Raw genomic sequence first — 25,910 nt, forward strand, 5'->3', positions numbered from 1 at the left:
GAAAACCTCTTAAATGATGAAAAATATTATTCTTGAGACTAATACTCTAACTAAATCTATCCCCACCAGCGATAAAATGCTCACCATTTTGACCGGCATTGATTTAGCCGTACACGCAGGGGAGTCTATTGCTATCACGGGAACTTCAGGCTCAGGCAAAAGCACCTTATTAGGCTTACTCGCTGCTTTAGATACCCCAACCTCAGGCTCGATTAAACTATTCGGCACTGAAGTAGGGACATTAAGCGAAGATCAACGCGCTCAACTACGCCTCGGTAAAATCGGCTTTGTATTTCAGTCCTTTCATTTATTAGATAATTTAACCGCCCTTGAAAATGTCATGCTGCCCTTGGAGTTACAAAGTAACGATGCGAGTGTGCGTGAGCGGGCTACTAAGGCATTGCAGCGCGTGGGCTTAGGCGAGCGTCTCAATCACTTTCCTACCCAACTCTCAGGAGGCGAGCAACAGCGGGTGGCTATTGCTAGAGCCTTTGTGATCGAGCCACAACTGTTATTTGCCGATGAACCTACCGGCAATTTAGACCGCGCCACCGGACATGAAGTAGAAGAGCTACTGTTTAGTTTAGTACACGATCAAGGTACGGCCTTAGTCATGGTGACACATGATGAGGGACTCGCTGCCCGCTGTCAGGCGCATTATCACCTCGATGGCGTGCTTGTTCGACAAGGAGGTTCCGTATGAACCTTTCCTATCACTGGACGCTGTGGCTGCGGCGCTGGCGTTTATCAGAAATGCGTTTATTACTCATTGCCATGATCGTGTCCGTCGCGGTGGTCACGGCAGTAGGATTTTTTACCGACCGAGTCGGGGAAGCGATGCGATCGCAAGCGGTGGAACTCATGGGGGGCGATTTAGTGCTGACCTCGACGCGCCCATTGAGTGAGGATTTTATTAAACAGGCCGAGCAGCAAGGTCTAAGCACCGCGCAAATGCTCAAGTTTAATAGCATGGCAAGTACCGCTGATGCCATGCAGTTGGTAGAGGTGAAGGCTGTCAGTGGGGCTTATCCCTTAAAGGGCGAGGTGCGCCTAGCTAAAGCATTAGGGCAACCTTACACCCTAGCGACCACTTTACCCAAGGCGGGTGAGGTATGGGCTGAACCAGCTCTGATGAATATGTTGCAACTAAAAATCGGTGATCAAATTGAGCTGGGTAATAGCCTATTCACCATAAGCGAGTTATTGATTCAAGAGCCGGATCGAGGTACGAGCTTTTTACAAATTTCACCCGTGATCTTAATGAATGCGGCAGATGTACCCGCTACCGGCTTAGTCACCATCGCGAGTCGTGCGCGTTATAACCACTACTATGCTGGTAATAGCCGAAGTATTGAGAGTCTGCAAGCGTGGCTAAAACCGCAATTAAAATCTACCGAGCAAGTACGTACCCTAGAAGATGGTTTACCTAGTGTGCAGGAGTCCTTACAGCGTGCGATGCGTTTTCTAGGATTATCCTCCCTATTAAGTGTGGTACTTGCTGCTACAGCCATTGCCTTAACTAGTGCGAGTTTAGTAAGAAAAGAAACCGTAGCCGTCGCAGTGTCTAAAGCTATGGGGCAATCACGACGCAATTTAATGCGTGAACAATTTATTTCTTTACTGGTTTTGGCCTTGCTAGCGGCATTAGTAGGTTCAGCTATTGGCTATGGCTTGCAATTCTTGCTGGCGGATCGTTTAGCTGAGGTGATCCATGAAACCTTGCCCTTACCGAGCTGGCGTCCGGTGTGGTTAGGCTTTTTAACCGCCGTGATTTTATTATTGGGTTTTGCTTTGCCCTATATTTGGCAATTACTCAATACTGAGCCGATTCAAATTCTGCAACAGCGTTTTAATACCATTCGTGTACCACTTAAAGGCTGGCTAATCGCCTTAGTACCCGCACTGTATGGATTGTTTTGGTTGCAGGCACAAGACCCTTTGCTGGCACTGTGGATTTTGGGTGGTTTAGTGGTAGGGTTGGGTGTTTTCTGGTTAGCCGCTTTGGGCTTAGTGCGCTTAGTCAGTTATTTAAGTTGGCATTTTTCATGGCGCTGGTTAGCAGTGTTTCGGGGAGCTAGGCGTTCGGTATTATTATTAGTGGTCTTTGCTACCGGATTTTTTAGCCTATTATTATTGACCACGATTCGTACTGATCTAGTCAATCGTTGGGAAGAGAGTTTGCCTGCGAATGCACCGAATCAGTTTCTGATTAATATCCAACCTCAAGACCAACCGGGCTTAGTAAAAGCATTACAAGAGCGCCAATTCGAGGGTAAACTCTATCCTATGATCCGAGGGCGTCTCATCGCAGTGAATGGTAAGGAAATCACCCAAGAGCAATTTGAGAATCCAGAAGCCAAACAACTACTCAATCGGGAGTTTAATCTATCCTCTTTTAGCGAATTACCCGCGAGTAATACCGTGCTGCAAGGGACATGGTTTAGCGCAGATACGAAAGACGGGTTTTCGATTGAGCAAGGGGTCGGTAAAACCTTAGGTTTTGGTCTGGGTGATCGTCTTACCTTCGATATTGCCGGACAGCGTTTCGAGCAGGCGGTGACGAGTGTGCGTGAGGTAAAATGGGATAGCTTACAACCTAATTTCTTTGTGGTAGCGGCTCCGCAGTTATTGAAAGACTTGCCTCATACCTATATTACTAGTATTCATGTACCAAAAGATAACCAAAATCTACTGCAACAAGTGATTCAGCAGTATCCGAGTATTACAGCGATTGATGTATCGGCTATTATGGAGCAGATTCGCGCCTTAATTAATCGAGCTACCTTTGCGGTACAAGGGATTTTCTTATTCACTTTAGTCGCGGGTGTGGTGGTCTTGATTGCCGCTTTGCAATCGCAACGCTCTGAACGGCAACGTGAAATCGCCATTTTAAAATCCATGGGGGCTTCACATACCGAGCTAAAACAACGTATTAGCATTGAGTTTATGGTGATTGGAGCATTAGCAGGTTTATTAGCGGGGCTTATAGCGAGTGTGTTAGGCAGTATTATTGCCTTACAATTATTTGATTTAGTAGGGGCTTTTAACCCACTGCCACCCTTATTAGGAGCCATCACGGGGATGGTGTTGGTTGGTTTAGCGGGTTTTTGGAGTTTGCGAGGATTATTAAATGTGCCACCTATGTTACTACTCAAGGGCTAGCCTATGCAGCGTATTCTAGTGTTATTAGCCCATCCGGCTTTTGAGCATTCTCGCTCACAGTCTTATCTTGCGGATGCTGTCCGCTCGTTAGAAGGGGTAAAAGTGCATGATTTATATCATCACTACCCTGATTTTATGGTTGATGTGATGCGGGAACAGGGATTGCTAATGGAGCATGATGTGATTGTGTTTCAGCATCCTTTTTATTGGTATAGCATTCCGGCGCTGTTAAAAGAGTGGATGGATTTAGTACTAGAACATGGTCTTGGTTATGGCTCGACGGCGGTGACTTTAAAAGGTAAATATCTCATGAATGCCCTAAGTGCGGGTGGGAGTCGTAGCTCTTATCAAGCCGGGGGATTGAATCGTTTTACCATTAAACAATTACTTGCCCCTTTTGAGCAAACCGCAAATCTATGCGGTATGCACTATCTAGAGCCTTTTGTCGTATATGAGGCGGATAGTCTGTCCGAAAAACAATTGGCTCAATACGCAGAACAGTATCGTAATTCACTGTTAGCCCTGCAGCGGGGTGATACATGGAGCTAATGCTGCAGGCTTTTGTGTTTCTCGCTGCGGGTGTGATTGCTGTACCTTTAGCGAGCCGCTTAGGACTAGGCGCGGTATTAGGCTATTTAATAGCGGGTGCTGTCATTGGGCCATTTGTCCTTGGTCTAGTTAAAAATCCAGAAAGCATTATGCACATCGCCGAATTTGGTGTGGTAATGATGCTGTTTTTGATTGGTTTAGAGTTAGAACCTTCCGTGTTATGGCGTATGCGTGGCCCTATTTTAGGTTTAGGTGGGCTACAAGTAGTCGTAACAGCGGGGGTATTAGCGGCTATTGGTTTTTATGTCTTAGCTTTAACCTGGCAAGCCTCAATAGCCATTGGTTTAATTTTATCCCTATCCTCCACCGCTATTGCCTTGCAGTTATTAATGGAGCGGCAGCATTTAAAAAGTGAAAGCGGGCAAGCTAGTTTTGCCGTGTTGTTATTCCAAGATATTGCCGTTATTCCGATTATTGCCTTTTTACCTTTACTCGCTACAGCCACGACTAAAAGTAAAAAGGCTGCTGATCATTCGGGTAGTCTTATTGGTGATTTACCTGATTGGCAGCAAGCGGGTATTACTATCGCAGTAATACTCGGTATTATTTTAGGCGGTAGAATTTTACTTCGACCTATATTACGCTTTATTGCCGATAGCCATTTACGAGAAATATTTACTGCCGCTGCGTTAATGTTAGTAGTAGGCATTGCTTTATTAATGGGTATGGTCGGTCTATCCCCTGCACTAGGTGCTTTTATTGCGGGTGTAGTATTAGCCAATAGCGAATATCGCCATGAATTAGAAGCCACAGTTGAGCCATTTAAGGCCTTATTACTGGGGCTGTTTTTTATGTCGGTAGGGGCTAATATTGATTTTAATTTATTATTCAAAGAGCCTAAGTTAATTACGAGTTTGGTGGTGGGTTTAGTAGCGGTTAAATTTATTCTGCTATTCTTATTAGCTAAAATCTATCGTATTAGTCATAGTGAGCGTTATTGGTTTGCTTTTTGTTTGGCTCAAGGGGGCGAGTTTGGCTTTGTATTATTAAATTTGGCCTTACAAAGTCGGGTATTGGGTTCTCATTGGGTAGATCTTTTAACCGTCACGATTGCTTTATCGATGTTAAGTACCCCACTATTAGTCATGTTTAATGAGCGCCTATTACAGCCGCGCCTTAAATTACCAGAGCATCTAGAAATTGGTGAGGATGCTAAACTGGTAGAGCTGCAAGATACGCCGGTGATTATTGCCGGTTTTGGGCGTTTTGGTCAGATTGTAGGACGTTTGCTCGTTGCTAATAATATTCCAGTGACGGTATTAGATAATAATACTGCTCATATTGAACGAGTAAGAGCCTTTGGCTTTAAGGTCTTTTATGGGGATGCTAGTCGAGCAGATTTATTAGAGGTAGCCGGTGCTGCTACGGCTCAAGTATTAGTGATCGCCATCGATGAACGTGAAAAAGTAAAGGATATTATTCGTATTGTTAAAAAGAACTATCCTAATTTGAAATTATATGTTCGGGCTTATGATATGCTTAATTATCAGGAACTTCAGCTCTTAGGCGTCGATCATGTAGAGCGTGAAATGTTTCGTTCTTCCGTGCAATTAGGACAGCAGGTCTTGAGGGCATTAGGTATGCGAGCTTATCAGGCTAAGCGCAAGGCTTTGCAATTTGTGATTCATGATGAAATGTTAGTCGATGCATTAGGCAAAATTAAAGCCGAACGCGGGAGTCCGGCCTTTGTGTCTGAGGCTCGACAGGTGCAAGAAGAAGTGCTTGAGTTATTACAGGCAGATCGTTTTAACCGCCATTACTACACCGATCATACGTGGGAGCGCCCACTTGAGGATGAGAGTAGCCATTAAAATAATGAGCCTTAAGGTGTGCCCTGAAGTCCGCCCTAAGCGCCTCATTAAGAAAGGATTGATATGAAAAAATTAATTAGCACCCGTACTTTGGGTGTTTGGGTGTTAGGGTGGGTTTTAATTTCAATGTCCCCGGTGTGGGCAGCCCCTAAGATAAACACCAGCGAAGAGCTGCGGCAATTAGCTAATTCTGTGGTAAAGATTTATACCACCGCCGAAGTATTTAATTCGTTTACCCCGTGGAATTCTGGCTCAGAGTCACGTATTGGCAGTGGGTTTTTGATTGAGGGTAATCGCATTATTACCAATGCTCATGTGGTGGCGAATGGTACTTTTATTGAAGTACAACGTGATGGTGCACCTGAGCGTTATGAGGCCGAGGTTGAGTTTGTAACCCATGAGGCTGATTTAGCTATTTTAAAAGTACAAGATAAAGCTTTTTTTACGGATAAAAAGCCGCTTCCCATTGGTGGACTACCCGATATTCACCAAGAAGTGACGGTCTATGGTTTTCCAACTGGGGGAGATAGCCTTAGTGTTACTAAGGGTATTGTGTCACGCATTGAATATCAAACCTATGCCCATAGTGATTTAATGTTTAAAGCTATTCAAATTGATGCGGCAATCAATGCCGGCAATAGCGGGGGGCCGGTATTATCGGATGGTAAGGTAGTCGGTGTCGTGATGCAGGTTGCGGGTAATGGTGAGGAGAATATTGGTTATATTATTCCAACGAGTATTTTGAATCATTTTTTAACTGATCTGGCAGATGGTAAGTATGATGGTTTTCCACGTTTGGCTTTGATCACGGAAGAATTACTCAATCCCTCCATGCGGAAAAAATATAATTTAAAAGCCGGTGATCCCGGTATTTTAGTGACCAGTGTGTGCGCGGATACGGATGCCGAAAAGTTTATTAAGGCCGGTGATATTATTACTCGTGTCGATAAATATGCGATTGAGAGTAATGGTAGTATTATGTATTTACCTGATCGCTTTATTAATTTCTTTCATCAGATCGACATGCTACAGGTAGGGGAAACGCTAAAGCTTGAAGTATTACGAGATGATAAAAAACTGGATATTACGATGCCACTAATGAGCGCTGATCACACCGATTATAATTACGATGAGCAACCACGTTATTGGGTCTATGGTGGTTTTGTCTTTACACCGCGCAAAATTGCTGATCGTTGTTTAACACGCTCAGAGTTTGATAAATTAGATCAACCCAAGCAAACAGAGTATGTACGTATTTCTAGAGTACTCGCCTCTAGTAGTAATGTGGGTTTTCATGATGCAAGTATGATAGTCGATAAAGTGAATGGTCAATATTTTAATAACTTTAGTGAGTTTTATAAAATGATGAATGCTATTCAAGACCCTTTTATTACTTTAACCAGCTCTAGTGGTTATGAGGTTGTCATTGAGCGTTCATTAGCTTTAGCAGAGCATAATAAGTTATTAAAGAAATATCATATGAAAGCGGATCGCTCAGAGGATTTAAAGCTTTTAGATAAAGAGCTAAAAAACACCGCTGAGAAACAATAATAAAGGAACGAAAAACTAGGGCGATAGTAATCGACCCTAGTTTTAGAAAGCTCGTGCCGACATAAGACCTAACCCTGTTGCGAGTAGGCATAATAGAACACTACTCAAAACATAAATCCCAGCTTTGAGCCACTCTCCTGCCTCCAATAAAATCAACGTATCCAAGGAAAAGGTAGAGAAAGTGGTGTAAGCCCCTAATACCCCAACAATCACCCCACGTGCATAGGGAAGGCTCAGCCACTCACGCTGCAAAAACCACACCGCACAGATACCGATTAGAAATGAACCGAGAATATTAATAACTAAAGTGCTATAGGGAAATTCTCGTCCTAGTGCGGCTACTAGGAGGTTAGCGGTGCCATAACGTAGCAAAGCGCCACAGGCTCCGCCTAGAGCAATGAATACTAGCGTCAACAATTTTTAGCCTCTATCTCAGGGGAAGATACGCAATTTATGCCGCAAATAGGATACACTTATCAGGGCATTGCCTCAAATGAGGTTTGATTATCCATAATAGGTTAAGCATTAAAGTGGTAACTATTCACAGCGGACGGATGACTATTTAGATATCTTTTATTTCATATGCTGCTAATAGGGCAGAGGAGCCTACGCCATACCCAGCTATTTTGAGTGCCTATCTTAGCGCTCTATAGGGTCATGTGAGTAGCTCATAACTGAAAACATGATCTAGAGTAGGACAAGACCTAACTCTAGGTCGGCAATTTAATGAATGCGGATGCTTTATTGACAGGTATTTCGTGCTTTAAAGCGGGCTTTTGATCCTGAAGGTTTATTAAACCTGGGGAGTGACTCCCCCCTAGGAATCTCCGCGTTTTTAATCTGGGGCAAGACATGGATATCAGTGAATCATTACAACAACAAGTACGTGATGCGCTTGAGGCACGTCGCCCATTGCTGATTATGGGTAGTGGTAGTAAGCATTTTTATGGTAACGAATGTAGCGCTAAACAGGTGCTGTCTACGGCACGACATGTCGGTGTGATGGCGTATGAGCCAACGGAGCTATTTATTAAAGCGCGTAGTGGTACGCCTTTAGAGCAAATAGAGAGCATGTTAGCCGAACAAGGGCAGATGTTAGCCTTTGAGCCGCCGCGCTTTTCTCCGGTATCTACCATTGGCGGGGTGATTGCAGCCGGTCTTGCAGGGCCTGCTCGTCCGTGGTGGGGCGGCGTGCGCGACCATATGTTAGGCACGACTATGATTACCGGGTTTGGGGAGGTTGCGAGTTTTGGGGGGCAAACAGCGAAAAACGCAGCGGGCTACGATGTGCCGCGCCTAATGGTGGGAGCGCTTGGAACCTTAGGGGTGATGCTGGATGTGACCCTTAAGGTAGTCACAAAACCCGAATACTCGCTCACTACTGCCTTAGAAATGCCGCTGAATGAGGCTCTAGATTATGTACTGGCTCTACGCCGCTCGGCTCCACCTTTGAGTGGCTGTTGTTATTTTGATGATTGCCTCTATATCCGCTTTAGTGCTACAGAGCGTCAAGTGAAGGAGACTCATTCTGGCATCGGGGGTGAGGAGGTGCCGGATGCTGATGAGTTTTGGCAATCATTACGCAATCAAACCCACGAGTTTTTCCAACAATATGATCGCCCCCTTTGGCGCTTGTCGGTGGAACCTACTACGCAGGTAGCGAGTCGTTTAGAGGGTAACGCTTTGCTGGATTGGGCAGGAGCGCAGCGTTGGGTATATAGTAATATGCCCGTAAATCTAATGCGGAATATTGCGAGTAAACAAGGCGGACAGGCAACCCTATATCGAGGGCGTTTGCCGGGTGTGGGTGCCTTTCAACCACAGGCCGATGCAGCAGTACAAGCACAACGGCGCGTCAAAGCAGCACTAGATCCGCAGTATATTTTTAATCCCGGACGCTTATATGCAGATTGGTAGTCAGCCTAGCAATGCTTAGTCATCCGTTTCGTGAATCCGTACTTCATGCATTAGCGGAATCAAGAAAGGCTTATGCTGTTCAATTTCTTCTAAACTCAGGCCGCTCATTTCATACGGAAAGACCAGCCAGTCTTCAGTGGTGTGCAGATAATAATCGGGTTGGAGTTCTGTTTTATTAAAAGTAGGGCGATACCAAGGTGTCGCAATGCGTACATCATGAGGCATATTGCGTTTTAAATGGGTGCGCAGTCGAGTTAACACCGCTTGTACACTTAATCCGGTACTAAACACATCATCGACAATCAAGAGTTTGTCAGTCACATTGAGATTTTCCATCAAGTACTGCGTGCCATGTACGCGAATTTCAGTGGTCGGTGAGCTGACCATATTTTGATAATGCGGCAAACCACGATACGAAGTGCGCAGGGCAATATGATCCGTTTTAACCCCTAAAGTCTGTAAACATTCCTGTACATAAATCCCCACCGTACTGCCGCCGCGCCACAGTGCGACGATAAAGGTGGGACGAAATCCACTTTCGTAAATCTTAACGCCTAAACGAAACGCATCAAGGAGTAGAGTTTCTTCATCTAGAAAATGTTTTTTCATAGTAGGGCTTGCGTTGCACGGACAGGCTAGAGAATATAACGCACTTTATGGCTCGGAGTGTAGTGATGATTAGCAAGCAATATTTAAGCGCACAACAATTACTCGAAGACTCCTTTGAGCTAGCCGTACAGGTACTCAATAGTGGTTTTCGCCCCACCTTTATGTTGGCGGTTTGGCGCGGCGGAGTGCCGATGGGAATTGCGGTGCAGGAATTTTTAGATTTTTACGGGGTACATACCGATCATATTGCCATTCGTACCTCCTCTTATAGTGGGATTGATAAGCAAACTAAGCAGGTACAAGTATTCGGTCTCAATTATTTAGTTAAAAACATTCAATCCCATGATAACTTATTGATTGTAGATGATGTATTTGATACTGGGCGCTCAATCGAAGCGATTATTAATGAGTTACAGCGTCGTACTCGTTTAAATGCACCAGAAGATATTCGGGTTGCAGTGCCTTATTACAAACCGAGTCGCAATCAAACCGAGCGCGAACCAGATTACTATTTGTATGAAACCGAGGCTTGGTTAAAGTACCCGCATTCCCTAGAGGGTTTAACGGTGGAGGAGATTCGCACCCAACGTCCTGCGATCTATGAGATTTTGCAGCCCCATTTATCAGTTGAGCAATAAGCAAGTCTTATCTACTGTAGGAGCAAAGGGGGCTAGTCTATGGATTAGGGTTAAAATCACTCTATAGATCACCAGTAATCATCTAGAATTGAGTTATTGGCTTAACCTTGCTAGACTGTTAATAAATTAAATTTATAAAAAATAGAGCAAGTCTATGTCTAAGACTAATTTTATTGTAGTAGCACCCCTAGTTTTTGTATTAGCTGCTTGTGGTGGAGGTGGTACGGTCAACTCTTCTGCTCCTAGCCCGCTGACGCCTACACCTACGCCCACTCCAACCCCCACACCTACGCCCACCCCAACACCGACTCCTACGCCGACACCCACCCCAACACCAACTCCTACGCCCACTCCGACACCTACCCCTAGTAGTTTGTCGCGTGCTCAAGTTGATGCAGTGGTGGGGGTGTATATGACTAATATACATATGCAGAATGACCTGCTGAGCTTTATTACTAAAGCGACCCCTAGCTTTAATGGTAGTAAGTTCACAGTCCCATTATGCTCGGAGGGAACTTATACCTTGGATTATCAGGACAATGACCTGAATAAAAAGGTATCAGAGGGAGATCTGTACACTATTACTTTTAATAATTGTACGAATGGCGATACGGTCTATATGTCGGGTGGTATTAGTGTGGAGGTGAGTTTTGCGAGCAGCTCCTTGCCTGCATTTAATAGCTCAGCCCAAGCCGCTTATGTGCAGGCGTGGACGTTGGGGCAGAGCACTACGTTTAAAGATTTCAAATCCCGCTCTACTAATAGCAGTGATTATGATGTGATCAATGGTTTACTGGATACCAGCTTGGTGAATAGCTTGGAGGAGCGCAAAAGTTATGAGGCGCTCAATAGTAATAATCTGAGCTATACCGCCACAGTAGGAGGCAGCACTATTCAGCATACCTATGAATCAATCAAGTTTCGCTACACCACTGATGTGAGTAATTTAACCTTTAAAATGCAGCATGAGTTCAAAAGTACCTATACCATGAACAGTGCTAGCCTGACACTGGATGTATTTAGCCCCATTGAGTTTGCAGGCACATTGGGTACTCTTAACGATAAGACCTCAGCGCCTAGCTCTGGGACGGTCAATGTCGGGGTTAAAAATTATAAAACCATTATTCTACAAGCGACGGCGACAGGACTCAGTGTATTGCTGCTCGGTAATGTCGATGCTGAAGTCAAACCATGGTCAACGTATGGCTTTCATTAGTACTGAGCTATGAGCTAAACGCATTGGCTATAGGCTGGGGATAGCTAAGACTATCCCTATGCTGATCTGTTTAGACGCATGATAGTTGGGTTTAGGCCTCTGATACAGTGACCCAAGCAAAATCAACAGGCGAACAACAGCTACGATGATCTAATACTTCTAATAGACGGCAATGCTCTGCATTATGGCTGTCACATTCGGCTAATTGTTCAAGTACTTGCTGAATAGCTTGCAGATCGCGGATTTTCGCTTTGACTTCGGTGAGATGGTTTTGTACCAAGGCATCCGCTTGGGCGCAGGGCTGAGTAGGGTGATCGGCAAGCTGTAATAGGGTTTTCAATTCTTCAATACTAAAGCCTAAATCTCGCCCCCGACGGATAAAGCGCAGGCGTTGAATATCGAGGGCACCATAGCGCCTATAACCATTCAGACTACGCTTGGCTTTAGCCAGTAGGCCGCTTTTTTCATAATAGCGAATAGTTTCAATCGCCACCCCTGAGGCGGTACTCAGTGCGCCTATAGTTAATTCACTTGTCATAGCTTGACTCTGTAGTGACTACAGACTTTAGCATAAACCTAATAGTAATTTAGGAGCAAGAACATGGCTTGTGATCATCATGATTGTAGTACCGAGGCAGTACCCGATGAGCGCTATCGTAAGGTGCTGTGGGTCGCGTTGATTATTAATGCCCTCATGTTTGGGGTAGAAATTATTTACGGTCTTAAGGCCAATTCGTCCGCTTTACTAGCTGACTCACTCGACTTCTTGGGCGATGCGGCGAATTACGGCATTAGCCTATGGGTATTAGGTATGGCGACTCTAGTACGCGCCCGCGCATCGTTGATTAAAGCCTCGACCATGGCGCTGTTTGGCGTGTGGGTATTAGGCGATGCACTATGGGGATTGATGAATAATAGTGTGCCAGAGGCTACCACCATGGGAGTAGTCGGTGTGCTAGCACTCATTGCCAATGTGACCGTGGCAGTTATGCTGTATGCATGGCGCGAAGGTGATAGCAATATGCGTAGCGTGTGGCTATGCAGCCGCAATGATGCCATTGGTAATATTGCGGTTATGTTGGCAGCCTTAGGGGTATTAGGTACACAATCTGGTTTGCCTGATTTTATGGTCGCGGTCGTCATGGCTAGTCTAGCTTTGAGCGCCTCCTATCAAATTATTAAACAAGCGCGTAGTGAGCTAGCTCAAGGATGATGGGGGTAGTAGCTTGTTATTATCTGAACCGTAGCAATAGTGGGGCAAAAATAGCGAGTTGTTTTTATGTAAAAAACGCCGATAACCTAATCATTAATTAATTAAATTTATAGAACACCTTGTGTTTTTATGGTTTTTATTTGACTATATAAGGCATAAAATAATATATGTATCAAACGATAGTTGAATATAAAAAATAAATAACAGGTTGATTTATGTCTAAAATATTTGAGCTACTCAAGCTAAAAAATATATCATCTACCTACCCTCCCACATTACTAAAACTGATCATAGCTATATTATTGTTCAGTTTCGGAAATATCGCTCAGGCGACTATGGTGGTAGAGACCTGCGGTAGTATGGATTTATCGACGACCGCCAATCCTGCTCCTTGGACAGGTACTCCCATAACTTCAACCGTGACTAAAGTGAATGCCGGACAAAATGTGAAAGCCTGTTCGGCATATAACTTCGGGAAAGTGAATGCCACCATACTCGGTTTTGGTACTGCTGATCAGGTTTCCCCCGGCGGAACTGGATATCAATACTTAATGGACTTTAATCAACCGGTACATGGTTTGAACTTTAAACTATCCGCTTTGGTTAAAACAGGATTAATTAATGGCATATATGGCTATGGTGAGTCTGTTAAATTAGTCATTAATTTATCAAGTGGAGGCACCTATACATTACAAGCCGCTAATGTGAGTAATATGACGGGGTTGTCGCGTTCGGGCAATAATTTTGCTGCGACGACAATGACGAATGGAAGTGTAGACATTTCTTTGCCTACTACCGTGTCGGTGAGTTCTATCCGGTTTGAAATGTATGATACTGAGCTGAGTTCTGCTAACTGGTTCTGTGGTAGTGCGGCATCTAATGGTATGTGGTTTACGGGTACTAATGCTTGTACTAATACGACGGTTCAAATTGATAAATCAGATGCGCCCATTACAGGTGTAAGTGCTAATGGGACAGGTACGAATAGCTATGGTGAAACACTTCATCAAATCGTGCCCGGTATCTTATTAGGTGCTGCTATCGATGATGATACGGCAAGCCTTGCTAGTATCGGAGCTACTGGTGATGGTAGCGATGACGATGGTATTGTTTTCCCCGTATTGAAGCAGGGACAAACCGCTACGATTACGGCAACCGTCGCAGGCGCTGGTGGCTTTTTGCAAGGTTGGATCGATTGGAATGGCAATGGAGTGTGGGAGGCTAGTGAGCAAGTCGCTGTCAATATACAAGATAATGCTACGGGCGATACTAACGCTGCAACGGGTGTGATCAGTTTTAATGTCAATGTACCTACTAATGCCGTTACTACTCAGACCTATGCTCGCTTTAGATGGTCAACCACTACAGATCTTAATAGTGTCAGTAATGCGAGTAATGGTGAGGTGGAGGATTATGCTGTCACCGTATTAATAGGCAATAGAGCGCCTGTGATTACGAGTAATGGGGGGGGTGATACCGCCGCTATTAGTGTGCCAGAAAACCAAACCGCAGTAACAACGGTAACAGCCACCGATGCGGATGGGGACACCTTAACCTATAGCATTACAGGTGGAGCTGATGCGGCTAAGTTCACCATTAATAGTAGTACGGGTGTCTTACAATTTGTCTCAGCTCCCGATTATGAGGCTCCCACCGATGCTGGGGCTAATAATGTTTATGATGTTCAAGTGACTGTATCCGATGGCAAAGGTGGCACAGATATGCAGGCCATTGCTGTAACAGTGACTAATCTGCCTGAGCTGCCTGTTATTGGGGGAACTCCGAGCTGTACGGCTACCGGGGGTACTGATGTCATTTTTCTCTTGGATAACTCAGGCTCTGTCCTTGCTGCAGAATATACTGAATATGCCGCAACGGTGGTGAGTATTGGTAATGCGCTGCGTACTGCTAATCCAGCCACCCGTATTGCTGTCGCTCATTTTGCAGGCCCCGTTGCTGGTGGTAGTGTACTCTTAGCCAATTATGGACAGTATCTCTCTCTAGAGCGAGACTTCTCAACGGCGGCACTCTCCTCACCTGTACGCCAATTTCCCAGCATTTATAATTATACTGAGGACAACCTAGCGGGCGCTGTGAATCAGTTGAGCTATGCGCTTGACGGCAATGCCAGCACCACCTCAAGTTTTATTCTAAGCCCCCTCAAGGAGCTGAGCCGTGATTTAAGTCGCCCCTTACAAATCGTCATTTTCACCGATGCCTATCGAGACGGGTCTGTTGCTGGTTCTTCTATGATTGATGGCGTGGGGTATGGCTACGAGCCGAATGATGGGTCAAATTTTACTATCTACAATCTATTAAAAGCCCAAGGTGTTAAGTTTTCAATGGTATCGCTTACGCTACCTAATGGAAGCACAGCAGATGAGCGTGATGGCGCGGCTGCAGCCATTGCCTCTGTCGGTGGTTCTTGGAGTGGTATTATAGAAAGTAATCCTTCTGATCCTGATGGATCTAAGACTAGCCCTAGACGCTATGAAACCTCCTCTACCTTCACTCTTTCTGCGGCACAAATTAGTAATTTCGTAACGCCGATCGCTAATGTCTGCCCTATTGCACCGGCTAATAGAGCGCCTGTGATTACCAGTAATGGCGGAGGAAATACAGCAAGTATTACCTTAGCAGAGGGAACACAAACGGTTACAACAGTAACAGCAACCGATGCCGATAATGATGTGCTCACTTATAGCATTAGTGGGGGAGTGGATGCAGCACGCTTTAGTATTCAAGCGAGTACGGGTGTTTTAACCTTTATCACTCCGCCTGATTTTGAAGCGCCAACCGATAGTGATGGTAATAATAGCTATCTAGTGACGGTATCGGTGAGCGATGGTAAGGGCGGGGTGGATACCCAAGTGCTTACGATTACGGTCACCAATACACCAGAAGGTGTGAGCCTCTCCGTCATGGGGTTATTACAAGGCCCTTATGATTCTGTGAGCACACTAATGAATGATAGTCTGCGTGTACTGAATCTTATCCCTACTACACAGCCTTATAGTCGTTATACTGCTTTCAATTACACAGGAAATGAAGTGGTTAGTAGTACTCGTCTAGCCGTCACAGGTGCTTCTGCTATTGTAGACTGGGTGATAATCGAGTTACGTGATGCGACTAATCCTAGTACTATTGTGGCACAAAAGGCGGGACTATTGACGCGTGAAGGACTCGTGCTGAATCCAAGCAATGATAGTGCACAATGGCTCATATCAGCAGTCAATGATGGGTCTTACTATGTGGTATTGCGCCATCGTAATCATTTAGCGGTGATGACTAAAGCGCCTATTGCGATGAGTTTGACTCTAAATAGCGTGGTAGATTTCCGTTTAAGCTCGACACCGACCTATGGCGCACAAGCGCAATTAATGGCTGGTAGCAAAGCAGTAATGTGGGCGGGTAATGCTAATTTAGATAAAAATATTATCGTTAATGGCCCCAATAATGATGTGAGTCCGGTGTTATCCAATGTTTTACTAGCCGAGGGTAATACCTTATTTAATGCAAATTATGTGTACCAAGCCTATTCCAATTCCGATATTAATATGGATGGAGTGACTATTTTTGCAGGCCCTGGTAATGAGTTAAATATTGCTACGGGCAATATTATTCTACACCCCACTAATACGACATTATCTGGCAACTATGTGATATTGGGTACGGTGCCTTAACAGTAAAACATCGTTTAAACTAGTCAGAAATACTTCAGTCCCCCATAGTAGCTATGGGGGACTTTGCTAGAGCGTCGTAATGCCGAATAATACACCCCTGTCGCCAAGACTACTCCAGAAATACCACCTTACTTTTACTCCAGTCTCTAGAGGTCAGTAGTAACCATGTCTGAATTTGATATTATAAAGCGTTATTTTCACTGGGAAAGTAATGACTCTGCGCTTGTAGTCGGTAATGGGGATGATAGTGCTTTAGTACAAGTACCAGCAGGGTTTGAGCTAGCCGTAGCGGTGGATACTTCCAATAGCGGTGTCCATTTTCCGGTGGCAACGCCTGCTGATGCAGTAGGCTATAAATCATTAGCGGTCAATATTAGTGATATGGCTGCTATGGGAGCTACCGCGCGTTGGTTTACCTTATCACTTTCTTTGCCAGAGGTGGATGAGGCTTGGTTACAAGGATTTAGTACAGGTTTAAAAACCATAGCTGATGCACATCAGCTCAGTTTGATTGGAGGGGATACCACACGGGGTGCGCTTAGTATTAGCATACAAATCTTGGGTCTAGCCCCTCAAGGTACACGGTTGCTACGTTCTAAGGCTCAGGTGGGGGATGTGGTATGTGTCACGGGGTTTTTAGGGGATGCAGCGGCGGGTTTGGCGCTCTTGCAGGAGCGTTTGAGTTTGCCGGAGGCAGCAGCTCATTATTGTATGGAGCGTCTCAATTATCCTACGGCTCGCACAGCAGCGGTTGATTTTCTGATTCAACATGCTCATGCCTGTATTGATATATCCGATGGCTTAGTGAGCGAGGCTTGGCATTTAGCGCGGCAATCTCAAGTGACGATTGAATTAGACGCAACATGCTTGCCCTATTCAGAGGCATTAAAGCCATTGCCTTTAGCGCAACGTCAAGCCTTTGCTTTAGCGGGAGGGGATGATTATGAGTTGTTGTTTACCCTACCATCTGAAAAAATATACCTTTTAGATCAGTATTTTAGTGCTATTCATCTACCAGTCACCCTGATTGGTTTAATAAGTGAAGCCAAGCCCGCTGTGCGGGTACATGGTGCTGAGAACTTTCAGACAAGTGGATACGATCATTTCAAATACTGAGCTTGTGCAAAGAACTCTGCCCTAATAATATAGTCTTATAAAGTGATAACTAAATAAAATAAGGGCTTAAAATATATGACTAGTCAATTAAAGGTAGGCGTATTAGTAACGCTGATGGCGCTAACCCTAAGTGCTTGTTCTACCGCACCTATAGAGGAAATGGATACTAATGCCGTTGCCTCTATTCCAGAATCTGGGCCATTGGTTCAAGGCAGTAATACCTCTACAGTAGCCACGACAACGATCACAACAGTACAGCCGCAGCAACCTAACTATAATACTCAGACTCAGTATCAACCTAATTATACGGCTAATACTTATGTGCCCGCACCGGCCTATACGCCGCCGGCACAGTCTCAATCCCAATATCAAGCGGCAACACAAGGCTATGATGATGGGGGCAGCACTAGCTATGAGGATACTACTCCGGTAGCGAATTATGGCACTAATAGCACGACTAACTATGGTAGCATTACTAATTATGATACCAGCAGTACGAATACCGCTAGCAATACCAGCAGCAATAGTGGTTCCTATGATATGTATGACAATTATGGTCGCCCTAAAGCACAAGCTAAACCACAATATGATTACTCAGGTTCCGAAGGTTATCCTGACAGCTATTCAGATAGTGGTTCAGGAGGTGGTGGCTCTAGTTCTTCTGGTAGTGCCAGTGGTTCGCATGCAGTACAGGTACTAGCAACGGGTAATAGCAGCAAAGCGCAGAGTATGCGTAGTCAAATGCAAGCAGTAGGCCTCAGTGCGGTAGTGGATAATGTGGGCGGCCTCTATAAAGTACGCGTCCCTTTTGCTAGCCGCGATCAAGCCAGTGCTAATTTAGCTCGAATTCGTAGTCTATCTGGCGAGTCTGGCGCATTCATTACCACTCGCTAATTCAACGTTGATGATGTAGCTTTGTGAGCAAAGCCCAATCTGGTGAAGGTTGGGCTTTTTTGTATATAACTCCATCAAGCCCCCACAAAGTATTTTAGAGTTGTCTCAGGTGTAATGGGCTTCTAAACTAAGCTAAAATCACCGAGCTAGCCCCATGAATCTTAAAGTCCCCTACGGCGAAAGCAATTTTCAAAAAGTCATTACGGGTGGCTTTGTCTATATTGATAAAACCCACTACATCCCACAGCTTGAAGCAACAGGTAGCCACTTATTTTTACTGCGCCCGCGTCGCTTTGGTAAGAGCCTATTTCTATCGATGTTGGAGTATTACTACGATATCGCCTATAAAAATGAATTCTCAACCTTATTCGGGCAGTTAGCCATTGGGCAAAGTCCTACCCCTGCGTGTAATAGCTATCAAGTATTGTTCATGGATTTTAGCGGTATTGATACTGATGGTGGGCATGAGGCTATTTTTCAGCGTTTTAGCAGTAAGCTTGAAATGCACTTGCAAACTTTTTTGCGTCGCTATGCCTACCCGGATAGTTATCAAATAGCTTTAAAGGACAAAGGTTCTCCAGCCGATAAAATGCAACAATTTGTTGAATTACTAGGAGAGCAAAAGTTTCTACTTCTGAGAAATGATGCGAGTCTTACAATTACTCTCCAACCTTGATGCAATGGCTATGGATGAAAAGCATGTTAAGGCGCTATTACTGACGCTGTTGTATCAAACTCAAATCTATTTTGCGCAAAGTGAGCGCGAACTCAATCGTAAATACCCCGATATTCTACTACTTGAGCGTAATCCGATAGCCTTACCCTATGAACATCTTAGCCCATCAATAGTTGAGTAAAAGTAAGCAGGTATTGCTTTCGTAGCTGTTGTAAATACATCCTTGCTGTCAAAACGGCGGAATTATCTGTTTAATTTTGTCTATTTTCTGAATAGTCTGCTAAGAATTGTTGAGTCTAGGCAAGGTAGAGGTGCCGTGAGTGAGAAGCTTTGTTATAGTGCAGCGTCGGATTTGCTGGGACGTTTATAGGCGTGATACATCAACCTCCTCGTTTTATTGGTATTTGTGGTGGTAGCGGCAGTGGCAAGAGTACATTAGCGCAAGCAGTGGTGAGCCATTCATTAAAACCTACTACCTTGATTAGTTTAGACTCTTATTATCATTGTAAAAGTAATATCCCTAGTACTTTACGCGGTAATTATGATCACCCTGATACGATTGATACTCCGCTCTTAAGTGAGCATTTACAGTCCCTACGTCAGGGAAGAGCGGTGGATTTACCCCATTATGATTTCACTATTCATGATCGTAGTGAGCATACTCAGGTACTATTACCCACGCCCATTATTATTTTGGATGGTATTTTATTATTTGCGTTGCCCACGGTGATGAAGCATTTAGATTTATCGATTTATGTGGATACTCCTTCGGATATTCGTTTAGCACGCCGCATTCAGCGCGATACCCGCGAACGTGGACGGACAGTGGATGACATTTTAGAGCAATACTTTGCAACCGTGCGCCCGATGCACGAGTGTTATGTCGAGCCGTATCGATTACAGGCTGATGTGATTGTAGCCGGTGATGGAGAGCTAGAGGTCGATACCGTTTTGGCTGCCATACACAGTTGCTTACATGCAACAACGTCCGTTTATTTCTAAGTCCCACCCTTAAAAGAGCATGGATAAGAATGAATCTTAAAAATATTAAATTCAATTGGCATTGGCTAGTCGCCTTACTCACTCTCGGAGTGTTTGTTTTAGCGATTAGCAGTTTGTATCACATGCTGCATGATTTAGATGTTCGCGCGGTTAAAGAAGCGGTGAAGGCGATTCCTGTAAGCCATTTATTAGGCGGCTTAGCGATCGTAGGGGTGGGCTATTGGATTTTGGCTCTTTATGACTCCTTAGCCTTGCGTTATTTAAAGCTGAGTGTACCTAATTCAAAAGTAGTCTTTACCTCATTAACCGCTTATGCTGTAGGGCATAGTGTGGGGCTTGCCATTGTATCAGCAGGATCGGTGCGTTATCGGCTGTATTCGGCGGTTGGTTTAACACCGCTGCAAATTGCCGCTGTGATGGTGCTGGTCTCGGTAACTTTCACCTTCGGGATTAGTTTTATGGCTGGGGTGGTCTTGCTGTTGCGCCCGGAAATGATGAGCCATATGTTTGATCAAATGTTGGGTTGGCACTTAGCCGTCGGTTTAGTGCAAACTTTGGGTGGTTTATTAGTTGCGGGGATTATTGGGTTAGCACTTTGGGCGGGGCCAGTAGGTCGACGCTTACAATGGCGACAATGGTATGTGGATATGCCGTCCTCGCGTATGCTCTTGATGCAAACCGGCGCATCTGTGCTGGATATTATCACCGTAGCCTTAGCCCTATATATTTTATTACCGTCTGGTGTGAGCTATATCGAAACCCTAACTGCTTTTGTGATGTCGATGGTGATTGGTATTTTAAGCCATGTGCCGGGGGGGCTAGGGGTCTTTGAAGTAGTGATGCTCAATACCCTAACTCAACTCCCTAAGGCTGAGCTAGCGGCTACTTTATTAATATTTCGTATTTTTTATTATTTACTACCTTTCGGGATTGCGCTGTTATTGCTATTGGTTAATGAGGGGATTCAACAGCGGGACTGGATTAAAAACAGTTATCAATCCTTGCATCAACGTCTCAAGCCTTATTTGCCAGATATGCTCTTAGCTATCATAGTTGTAGTGGTAGGTTTGGTGATTTTAATATCCTTTGCTGTAGCCCATCAGCATTAAGGTGATAAAAAGCGCTTTGAAAGGAATACCTTTATTGTTTAAAAACGATTATAGTTGAACCCCAAGCACGTTCTTGCTAACCATCCCCAATAAGGAGCAACTATGAAACGCCGCTTGTTAGGTCTAGCTATCTCATTATTATTACCCACCTGGGCTTATAGCGCGGAGATTAGTCCCGCTATTGTATATGATTTAGGCACTAAGTTTGACAAATCCTTTAATGAAGGCGTGTCAAATGGCGCTAAACGTTTTACTGAAGACACTAAAGTCGAAGTGCGTGAGTTTGAGCCTTCCAATGACTCTCAAATCGAACAAGCTATTCGTAAAATGGCTAAACGGGGATCTGATCCCATTGTCTCCGTCGGTTTTAGCCAAGCCAATGCCTTAGGTGTTGTCGCTAAGGAATTCCCAGATACCAGCTTTACCATTATTGATAGCGTGGTGGATCAGCCCAATGTGCGTTCCGTCACCTTCCGTGAAGAACAAGGTTCCTTTTTAGTCGGTGCCTTAGCTGCTTTAGCCTCTAAAACGGGGAAAATTGGTTTCGTAGGCGGACAAGATATTGCTTTAATTCGTAAATTTGCCTGTGGTTATGAGCAAGGGGCAAAATATGTGAATAAAGATATTGAAGTCTTCCAAAATATGACGGGTTCCACGGGTGCCGCTTGGAATAACCCTACCAAAGGTGGCGAGTTAGCCAAGTCACAATTTGATCGCGGTGCGGATGTGGTGTTTGCCGCAGCAGGTGGCACAGGTATTGGTGTTTATCAAGCCGCTAAAGATAATGGCAAATATGCCATTGGTGTGGATTCTAACCAAAACCATTTACACCCAGGCACGATGCTAAGTTCCATGATTAAGCGGGTTGATAATGCAGCTTATGACACCTTTAAGGCCAAAATGGATGGTACTTGGACCTCAGGTATTGTCAGCTTAGGTCTGGCAGAGAAGGGTGTGGGCTGGGCAGTCGATGAGCACAATGAAAAGATTGTAGAGCCTTTCAAGGAAAAAATGGCAGCGATTGAAGCCGATATTATCGCTGATAAAATTAAAATTCATGACTATATGAAAACGAATAGCTGTGAGTATTGATCCTAACGCTTCTTTAGCATTGGAACTGCTGGAAGTCTCCAAGCAGTTCGGTGCCGTCAAGGCTAATCAAGATATTAATTTATCGGTTGTGAGTGGTTCTGTACACGGCATTATTGGTGAAAATGGAGCCGGTAAGTCGACGCTCATGAGCATCATTTACGGGCTATACCAACCCGATAAGGGTCAAATTCGTGTCAATGGGCAAGCAATACAGCTCCGTAATCCACAACAAGCCATTAGCCTTGGTATTGGTATGGTTCACCAGCATTTTATGCTGGTGGAAACCTTCACTGCTTTAGAAAATATTATTCTAGGCGCAGAGGGGGGAGCCTTATTAAAAACCACTACGGCTACGGCTCGCCAACAATTAGAGCAGATTATTGCGCGTCATGGTTTGGCAGTGCCACTCGATATACCCGTTGCGGAGTTATCTGTAGGGGTACAACAGCGCATTGAAATTCTGAAAGCGCTTTATCGCAATGCACGTATTCTCATACTTGATGAGCCTACTGGAGTCTTGACCCCGCAAGAGGCGGATGAGCTATTTGTTATTTTACGCCAGCTCACGGCTCAAGGGGTCACGGTATTGCTGATCACGCATAAATTACGTGAGATTATGGCGATTACCGATCAGGTATCTGTCATGCGCCAAGGGCGTATGGTGGCGCATCGCAAAACGGCTGAAACCACTATTGCTGAGCTAGCCGAGCTAATGGTAGGACGTAAAGTACGCCATACGGTAGAGTATAGTGAGGTAGCTTTAGGGACAGAACGTTTACGGGTAAAAGATCTGGTAGTCCGTGATGCTAGTGGAGTTGAGCGGGTTAAAAAGGTCAATTTTCACCTCAATGCAGGCGAAATTGTCGGTGTAGCCGGAGTCTCAGGTAATGGGCAAAGCGAGCTACTTCAAGTATTAGCCGGCATTATTAGCCCCACGGCGGGGGAAATTCACTATAGTCAGCATATGATTACCCCTAAAACCCCTATTGATGCCGCTGAGGTACGCCGCTGGGGCGTCGCCCATGTCCCTGAGGATAGGCACCGCATGGGGTTAGTATTACCCTTTCAGGCATATGAATCCCAGATTTTAGGCTATCAGAGTGAGCCTAAATACAATAAAGGGCTGAGCCAGAATTATACCGCGATGCTCAATACTTACGCTGAGCAAGCAGAGAAGTTCGATATTCGCCCGCGTAGCCCTTATCTTAAATCGGCTTCTTTTTCGGGCGGCAATCAACAAAAAATCGTTATTTCCCGTGAAATCAATGCCGAGCCTGAGGTGCTGTTAGTCGGACAGCCTACGCGTGGCGTCGATATTGGTGCGATTGAGTTTATCCATCAGCAGCTAATGGAACTACGTGCTAGAGGCAAAGCGATTTTATTAGTATCAGTTGAGCTAGACGAGATTATCAGTTTGTCGGATCGTATTATTGTCATGTGCGACGGTATGATCACCGGCGAGGTGGCGCGTGAAGAGGTTAATGAGACCTTATTGGGGATGCTCATGGCGAATGCAACGGGGGAGCAACACGGATGAAAGCGAGTACCGCTGAACGTTGGTTATCCTTATTTATTTTACCGAGCCTTAATTTACTAACCGCTTTTTTCTTTACCGCGTTAATTTTACTGATTACCAATGTGAATCCTATTGAAGCGGCTCACTATATGATTCAAGGTGCTTTTGGTTCACAAGAAGGCTGGGGCTATACCCTTTACTACACCACTAATTTTATATTTACCGGACTCGCCGTGGCTATTGCCTTTCATGCGGGGCTATTCAATATCGGGGGTGAGGGACAAGCGTATATTGGTGGTTTAGGGGTGACGTTAGTCGCCTTGGGGCTGAGTCCTTATTTACCCGCTCTTATAGTGATTCCGCTGAGTATTATAGCCGGTGCCTTATTTGGGGCAGCGTGGGCAGCGATTCCGGGCTATTTACAGGCGTATCGGGATAGCCATATTGTCATTACCACCATTATGTTTAATTTCATTGCAGCCTCCTTAATGGTTTATCTGCTGGTGAATGTATTTGCTGTCCCCGGTGAGATGACCCCCGCGAGCCGTTCTTTTCCTGATGATATTAAGCTGTGGCAATGGCATGAGTTTATGGGATTTTTTGGGGTGGATTTTGATTCTTCCCCCTTGAATATTTCACTGCTATTAGCGCTTTTGTGTTGTTATGGGGTGTGGTTTTTATTATGGAAAACCCGTTGGGGCTATGAGATTCGTACCGTCGGTGCGAACCCAGATGCTGCCATTTATGCTGGTATTAATCCCCGTAAGATTTGGGTGCTAGCGATGTTATTAGGTGGCGCATTAGCCGGTCTAGTGAGTGTTAATGAGCTATTAGGGGTGCAGCATCGTTTAGTCTTGGGATTTAATGCCGGTTATGGTTTTGCCGGTATTGCGGTGGCCTTGATGGGGCGCAATCACCCCATTGGTATTATCTTAGCAGCACTTTTATTTGGTGCCTTATATCAAGGTGGGGCGGAATTAGCTTTTGAAATGCCTAATGTCACGCGTGATATGGTCATTGTGATTCAAGGTTTGATTATTTTATTCAGCGGGGCAATGGAGTTTATGTATCAACCACTAGTACGGCGGCTCTTGTGGCGTTGGGTGAGGGCTGGGGCATGAATGACATTTTGACCTTTATTACCTTGGCACTGGATGCGACCTTACGCGTTGCTACCCCCTTGATTTTAGCGGCCTTAGCCGGCTTATTCTCGGAACGTTCGGGGATAGTCGATATTGGCTTAGAGGGTAAAATGCTAGTGGGTGCCTTTGCAGCCGGAGCAGTGGCCTATTGGACAGGGTCGGCGTGGCTGGGGCTAGGAGCGGCGATGCTGGCTTCTATGGGATTTGCTTTATTACATGGCTTGGCTTGTATTACTTATCAAGGTAATCAAGTGGTTAGTGGGGTTGCGATTAATATTCTAGCCTCTGGGCTAACTACCATCTTAGGCTTAGCATGGTTTCATCAAGGCGGATCTACCCCACCCTTAGTAGGCGCACAACGCTTTAATGACATAACCCTACCCGGAGCGGATGCGCTTAAAAGTGTTCCGGTACTAGGCGATTTCTACGCGAATGTCCTTTCTGGACATAATATTCTGGTTTATATCGCTTTGTTATTAGTGCCGTTTTGTGCATGGGTACTCTATAAAACCCGCTTTGGTTTACGTATTCGCGCGGTGGGGGAAAACCCAAAAGCGGTGGATACGGCGGGTGTATCTGTAGCTTTATTACGCTATCGGGCGGTTCTAATTGCAGGAGCCTTATGTGGTATTGCAGGAGCCTATTTATCTACCGCGCAAAATGCGCAATTCATCCGCGATATGACCGCCGGACAAGGTTTTATGGCCTTGGCTGCCTTGATTTTTGCCAAGTGGCGTCCGTGGCCTATTTTAGCGGCGGCTTTATTATTTGGCTTTTTAGATGCGTTGGCTATTCGTATGCAGGGCGTGAGCTTACCGTTAATAGGTCAAGTACCCGTACAGCTCATTGAATCATTACCCTATATTTTGACCGTTGTCTTACTGGCTGGATTTATTGGTAAAGCGATGCCGCCTAAAGCATTAGGTCTACCTTATCTTAAAGAGCAGCGCTAGT

Annotated in this window: 23 protein-coding genes; 20 read left to right on the plus strand and 3 right to left on the minus strand. The window is 45.0% G+C overall.

Annotated elements, in window-relative coordinates; genetic code table 11:
• Window positions 1-13: 13 nt before the first annotated feature.
• The 5 genes from A3IK_RS0104890 (at window position 14) to A3IK_RS0104910 (ending at window position 7,133) form a co-directional block, all read left to right on the plus strand.
• A complete protein-coding gene (locus tag A3IK_RS0104890; protein ID WP_020558862.1) occupies window positions 14-703 on the plus strand; it encodes an ABC transporter ATP-binding protein in 690 nt (229 codons plus the stop codon).
• Window positions 700-3,162, plus strand: coding sequence for an ABC transporter permease (locus tag A3IK_RS0104895; RefSeq protein ID WP_020558863.1), 2,463 nt, complete (start codon window positions 700-702; stop codon window positions 3,160-3,162). The genes A3IK_RS0104890 and A3IK_RS0104895 overlap by 4 nt, the downstream gene beginning before the upstream one ends.
• Window positions 3,163-3,165: 3 nt before the next feature.
• A complete protein-coding gene (locus A3IK_RS0104900) occupies window positions 3,166-3,711 on the plus strand; it encodes an NAD(P)H-dependent oxidoreductase (protein ID WP_020558864.1) in 546 nt (181 codons plus the stop codon).
• Window positions 3,702-5,582: a monovalent cation:proton antiporter-2 (CPA2) family protein gene (locus tag A3IK_RS0104905; RefSeq protein WP_026220812.1), complete on the plus strand. Its 1,881-nt coding sequence runs from the start codon at window positions 3,702-3,704 to the stop codon at window positions 5,580-5,582. Before A3IK_RS0104900 ends, A3IK_RS0104905 begins: the two co-directional genes overlap by 10 nt.
• 63 nt (window positions 5,583-5,645) lie before the next feature.
• The gene (locus tag A3IK_RS0104910; protein ID WP_020558866.1) at window positions 5,646-7,133 is read left to right on the plus strand and encodes a S1C family serine protease; all 1,488 of its coding nucleotides are present in this window, start codon (window positions 5,646-5,648) and stop codon (window positions 7,131-7,133) included.
• Window positions 7,134-7,175: 42 nt separating this feature from the next.
• Here the strand turns inward: A3IK_RS0104910 and crcB are convergent, their stop codons facing one another.
• Window positions 7,176-7,547: a fluoride efflux transporter CrcB gene (crcB, locus tag A3IK_RS0104915; RefSeq protein WP_026220813.1), complete on the minus strand. Its 372-nt coding sequence runs from the start codon at window positions 7,545-7,547 to the stop codon at window positions 7,176-7,178.
• Between the two features lie 438 nt (window positions 7,548-7,985).
• Here crcB and glcE point away from each other — a divergent pair, with 438 nt between their 5' ends.
• On the plus strand, window positions 7,986-9,050 hold the full coding sequence (gene glcE / locus A3IK_RS0104920; protein WP_020558868.1) for a glycolate oxidase subunit GlcE: 1,065 nt from the start codon (window positions 7,986-7,988) through the stop codon (window positions 9,048-9,050).
• A gap of 15 nt (window positions 9,051-9,065) precedes the next feature.
• On the opposite strand, the gene A3IK_RS0104925 is transcribed toward glcE, so the two are convergent.
• Window positions 9,066-9,659: a phosphoribosyltransferase gene (locus A3IK_RS0104925; protein WP_020558869.1), complete on the minus strand. Its 594-nt coding sequence runs from the start codon at window positions 9,657-9,659 to the stop codon at window positions 9,066-9,068.
• A 65-nt stretch (window positions 9,660-9,724) separates the two neighbouring features.
• Between A3IK_RS0104925 and A3IK_RS0104930 the strand changes: the two genes are divergently transcribed.
• Window positions 9,725-10,297: a phosphoribosyltransferase gene (locus A3IK_RS0104930; protein WP_020558870.1), complete on the plus strand. Its 573-nt coding sequence runs from the start codon at window positions 9,725-9,727 to the stop codon at window positions 10,295-10,297.
• Window positions 10,298-10,451: 154 nt separating this feature from the next.
• Window positions 10,452-11,513, plus strand: a complete 1,062-nt coding sequence (locus A3IK_RS21490; RefSeq protein ID WP_020558871.1) for a hypothetical protein — start codon at window positions 10,452-10,454, stop codon at window positions 11,511-11,513.
• A gap of 91 nt (window positions 11,514-11,604) precedes the next feature.
• On the opposite strand, the gene A3IK_RS0104940 is transcribed toward A3IK_RS21490, so the two are convergent.
• Entirely contained in the window at window positions 11,605-12,051 is a 447-nt protein-coding gene (locus tag A3IK_RS0104940; protein WP_020558872.1) for a MerR family transcriptional regulator, read from the minus strand.
• Between the two features lie 63 nt (window positions 12,052-12,114).
• On the opposite strand from A3IK_RS0104940, the gene A3IK_RS0104945 reads away from it, so the two are divergent.
• The 12 genes from A3IK_RS0104945 to A3IK_RS0105000 all read left to right on the plus strand — a co-directional run bounded on the left by A3IK_RS0104945 (window position 12,115) and on the right by A3IK_RS0105000 (window position 25,909).
• Window positions 12,115-12,726, plus strand: coding sequence for a cation efflux transmembrane domain-containing protein (locus A3IK_RS0104945; RefSeq protein WP_020558873.1), 612 nt, complete (start codon window positions 12,115-12,117; stop codon window positions 12,724-12,726).
• Window positions 12,727-13,085: 359 nt separating this feature from the next.
• Window positions 13,086-16,409, plus strand: a complete 3,324-nt coding sequence (locus tag A3IK_RS0104950; RefSeq protein WP_245539456.1) for a cadherin domain-containing protein — start codon at window positions 13,086-13,088, stop codon at window positions 16,407-16,409.
• Window positions 16,410-16,574: 165 nt separating this feature from the next.
• Complete coding sequence (thiL, locus tag A3IK_RS0104955) at window positions 16,575-17,525, plus strand: thiamine-phosphate kinase (RefSeq protein ID WP_020558875.1); 951 nt, start codon at window positions 16,575-16,577, stop codon at window positions 17,523-17,525.
• 75 nt (window positions 17,526-17,600) lie between these two features.
• Window positions 17,601-18,419 carry an SPOR domain-containing protein gene (locus tag A3IK_RS0104960; protein ID WP_020558876.1) on the plus strand — a complete coding sequence of 273 codons (819 nt, stop codon included), beginning with the start codon at window positions 17,601-17,603 and terminating at the stop codon, window positions 18,417-18,419.
• 154 nt (window positions 18,420-18,573) lie between these two features.
• Window positions 18,574-19,095 (plus strand): AAA family ATPase, encoded by a 522-nt coding sequence (locus A3IK_RS0104965; RefSeq protein ID WP_026220814.1) that lies wholly within the window; start codon window positions 18,574-18,576, stop codon window positions 19,093-19,095.
• A 10-nt stretch (window positions 19,096-19,105) separates the two neighbouring features.
• Window positions 19,106-19,276 (plus strand): hypothetical protein, encoded by a 171-nt coding sequence (locus A3IK_RS0104970; protein ID WP_162596614.1) that lies wholly within the window; start codon window positions 19,106-19,108, stop codon window positions 19,274-19,276.
• 191 nt (window positions 19,277-19,467) lie between these two features.
• The gene (gene udk / locus A3IK_RS0104975; RefSeq protein ID WP_020558877.1) at window positions 19,468-20,097 is read left to right on the plus strand and encodes a uridine kinase; all 630 of its coding nucleotides are present in this window, start codon (window positions 19,468-19,470) and stop codon (window positions 20,095-20,097) included.
• Window positions 20,098-20,126: 29 nt separating this feature from the next.
• Window positions 20,127-21,206, plus strand: a complete 1,080-nt coding sequence (locus A3IK_RS18555) for a putative bifunctional lysylphosphatidylglycerol flippase/synthetase (protein ID WP_020558878.1) — start codon at window positions 20,127-20,129, stop codon at window positions 21,204-21,206.
• 102 nt (window positions 21,207-21,308) lie between these two features.
• Complete coding sequence (locus tag A3IK_RS0104985) at window positions 21,309-22,298, plus strand: BMP family lipoprotein (protein WP_020558879.1); 990 nt, start codon at window positions 21,309-21,311, stop codon at window positions 22,296-22,298.
• Entirely contained in the window at window positions 22,288-23,835 is a 1,548-nt protein-coding gene (locus tag A3IK_RS0104990) for an ABC transporter ATP-binding protein (protein ID WP_020558880.1), read from the plus strand. The genes A3IK_RS0104985 and A3IK_RS0104990 overlap by 11 nt, the downstream gene beginning before the upstream one ends.
• On the plus strand, window positions 23,832-24,935 hold the full coding sequence (locus A3IK_RS0104995) for an ABC transporter permease (protein WP_020558881.1): 1,104 nt from the start codon (window positions 23,832-23,834) through the stop codon (window positions 24,933-24,935). The genes A3IK_RS0104990 and A3IK_RS0104995 overlap by 4 nt, the downstream gene beginning before the upstream one ends.
• Window positions 24,932-25,909: an ABC transporter permease gene (locus A3IK_RS0105000; RefSeq protein WP_020558882.1), complete on the plus strand. Its 978-nt coding sequence runs from the start codon at window positions 24,932-24,934 to the stop codon at window positions 25,907-25,909. The genes A3IK_RS0104995 and A3IK_RS0105000 overlap by 4 nt, the downstream gene beginning before the upstream one ends.
• The last annotated feature ends 1 nt before the right edge of the window (window position 25,910 follow it).

The organism is Thiofilum flexile DSM 14609, assembly GCF_000380185.1.
GTDB lineage: Bacteria > Pseudomonadota > Gammaproteobacteria > Thiotrichales > Thiotrichaceae > Thiofilum > Thiofilum flexile.

Coding starts and splice junctions, on each gene's coding strand:
- A3IK_RS0104890 (WP_020558862.1), top strand. CDS start 14: ATGATGAAAAATATTATTCTTGAGACTAATACTCTAACTAAATCTATC.
- A3IK_RS0104895 (WP_020558863.1), top strand. CDS start 700: ATGAACCTTTCCTATCACTGGACGCTGTGGCTGCGGCGCTGGCGTTTA.
- A3IK_RS0104900 (WP_020558864.1), top strand. CDS start 3,166: ATGCAGCGTATTCTAGTGTTATTAGCCCATCCGGCTTTTGAGCATTCT.
- A3IK_RS0104905 (WP_026220812.1), top strand. CDS start 3,702: ATGGAGCTAATGCTGCAGGCTTTTGTGTTTCTCGCTGCGGGTGTGATT.
- A3IK_RS0104910 (WP_020558866.1), top strand. CDS start 5,646: ATGAAAAAATTAATTAGCACCCGTACTTTGGGTGTTTGGGTGTTAGGG.
- glcE (WP_020558868.1), top strand. CDS start 7,986: ATGGATATCAGTGAATCATTACAACAACAAGTACGTGATGCGCTTGAG.
- A3IK_RS0104925 (WP_020558869.1), bottom strand. CDS start 9,659: ATGAAAAAACATTTTCTAGATGAAGAAACTCTACTCCTTGATGCGTTT.
- A3IK_RS0104930 (WP_020558870.1), top strand. CDS start 9,725: ATGATTAGCAAGCAATATTTAAGCGCACAACAATTACTCGAAGACTCC.
- A3IK_RS21490 (WP_020558871.1), top strand. CDS start 10,452: ATGTCTAAGACTAATTTTATTGTAGTAGCACCCCTAGTTTTTGTATTA.
- A3IK_RS0104940 (WP_020558872.1), bottom strand. CDS start 12,051: ATGACAAGTGAATTAACTATAGGCGCACTGAGTACCGCCTCAGGGGTG.
- A3IK_RS0104945 (WP_020558873.1), top strand. CDS start 12,115: ATGGCTTGTGATCATCATGATTGTAGTACCGAGGCAGTACCCGATGAG.
- A3IK_RS0104950 (WP_245539456.1), top strand. CDS start 13,086: ATGGATTTATCGACGACCGCCAATCCTGCTCCTTGGACAGGTACTCCC.
- thiL (WP_020558875.1), top strand. CDS start 16,575: ATGTCTGAATTTGATATTATAAAGCGTTATTTTCACTGGGAAAGTAAT.
- A3IK_RS0104960 (WP_020558876.1), top strand. CDS start 17,601: ATGACTAGTCAATTAAAGGTAGGCGTATTAGTAACGCTGATGGCGCTA.
- A3IK_RS0104965 (WP_026220814.1), top strand. CDS start 18,574: ATGAATCTTAAAGTCCCCTACGGCGAAAGCAATTTTCAAAAAGTCATT.
- A3IK_RS0104970 (WP_162596614.1), top strand. CDS start 19,106: ATGGATGAAAAGCATGTTAAGGCGCTATTACTGACGCTGTTGTATCAA.
- A3IK_RS18555 (WP_020558878.1), top strand. CDS start 20,127: ATGAATCTTAAAAATATTAAATTCAATTGGCATTGGCTAGTCGCCTTA.
- A3IK_RS0104985 (WP_020558879.1), top strand. CDS start 21,309: ATGAAACGCCGCTTGTTAGGTCTAGCTATCTCATTATTATTACCCACC.
- A3IK_RS0104995 (WP_020558881.1), top strand. CDS start 23,832: ATGAAAGCGAGTACCGCTGAACGTTGGTTATCCTTATTTATTTTACCG.
- A3IK_RS0105000 (WP_020558882.1), top strand. CDS start 24,932: ATGAATGACATTTTGACCTTTATTACCTTGGCACTGGATGCGACCTTA.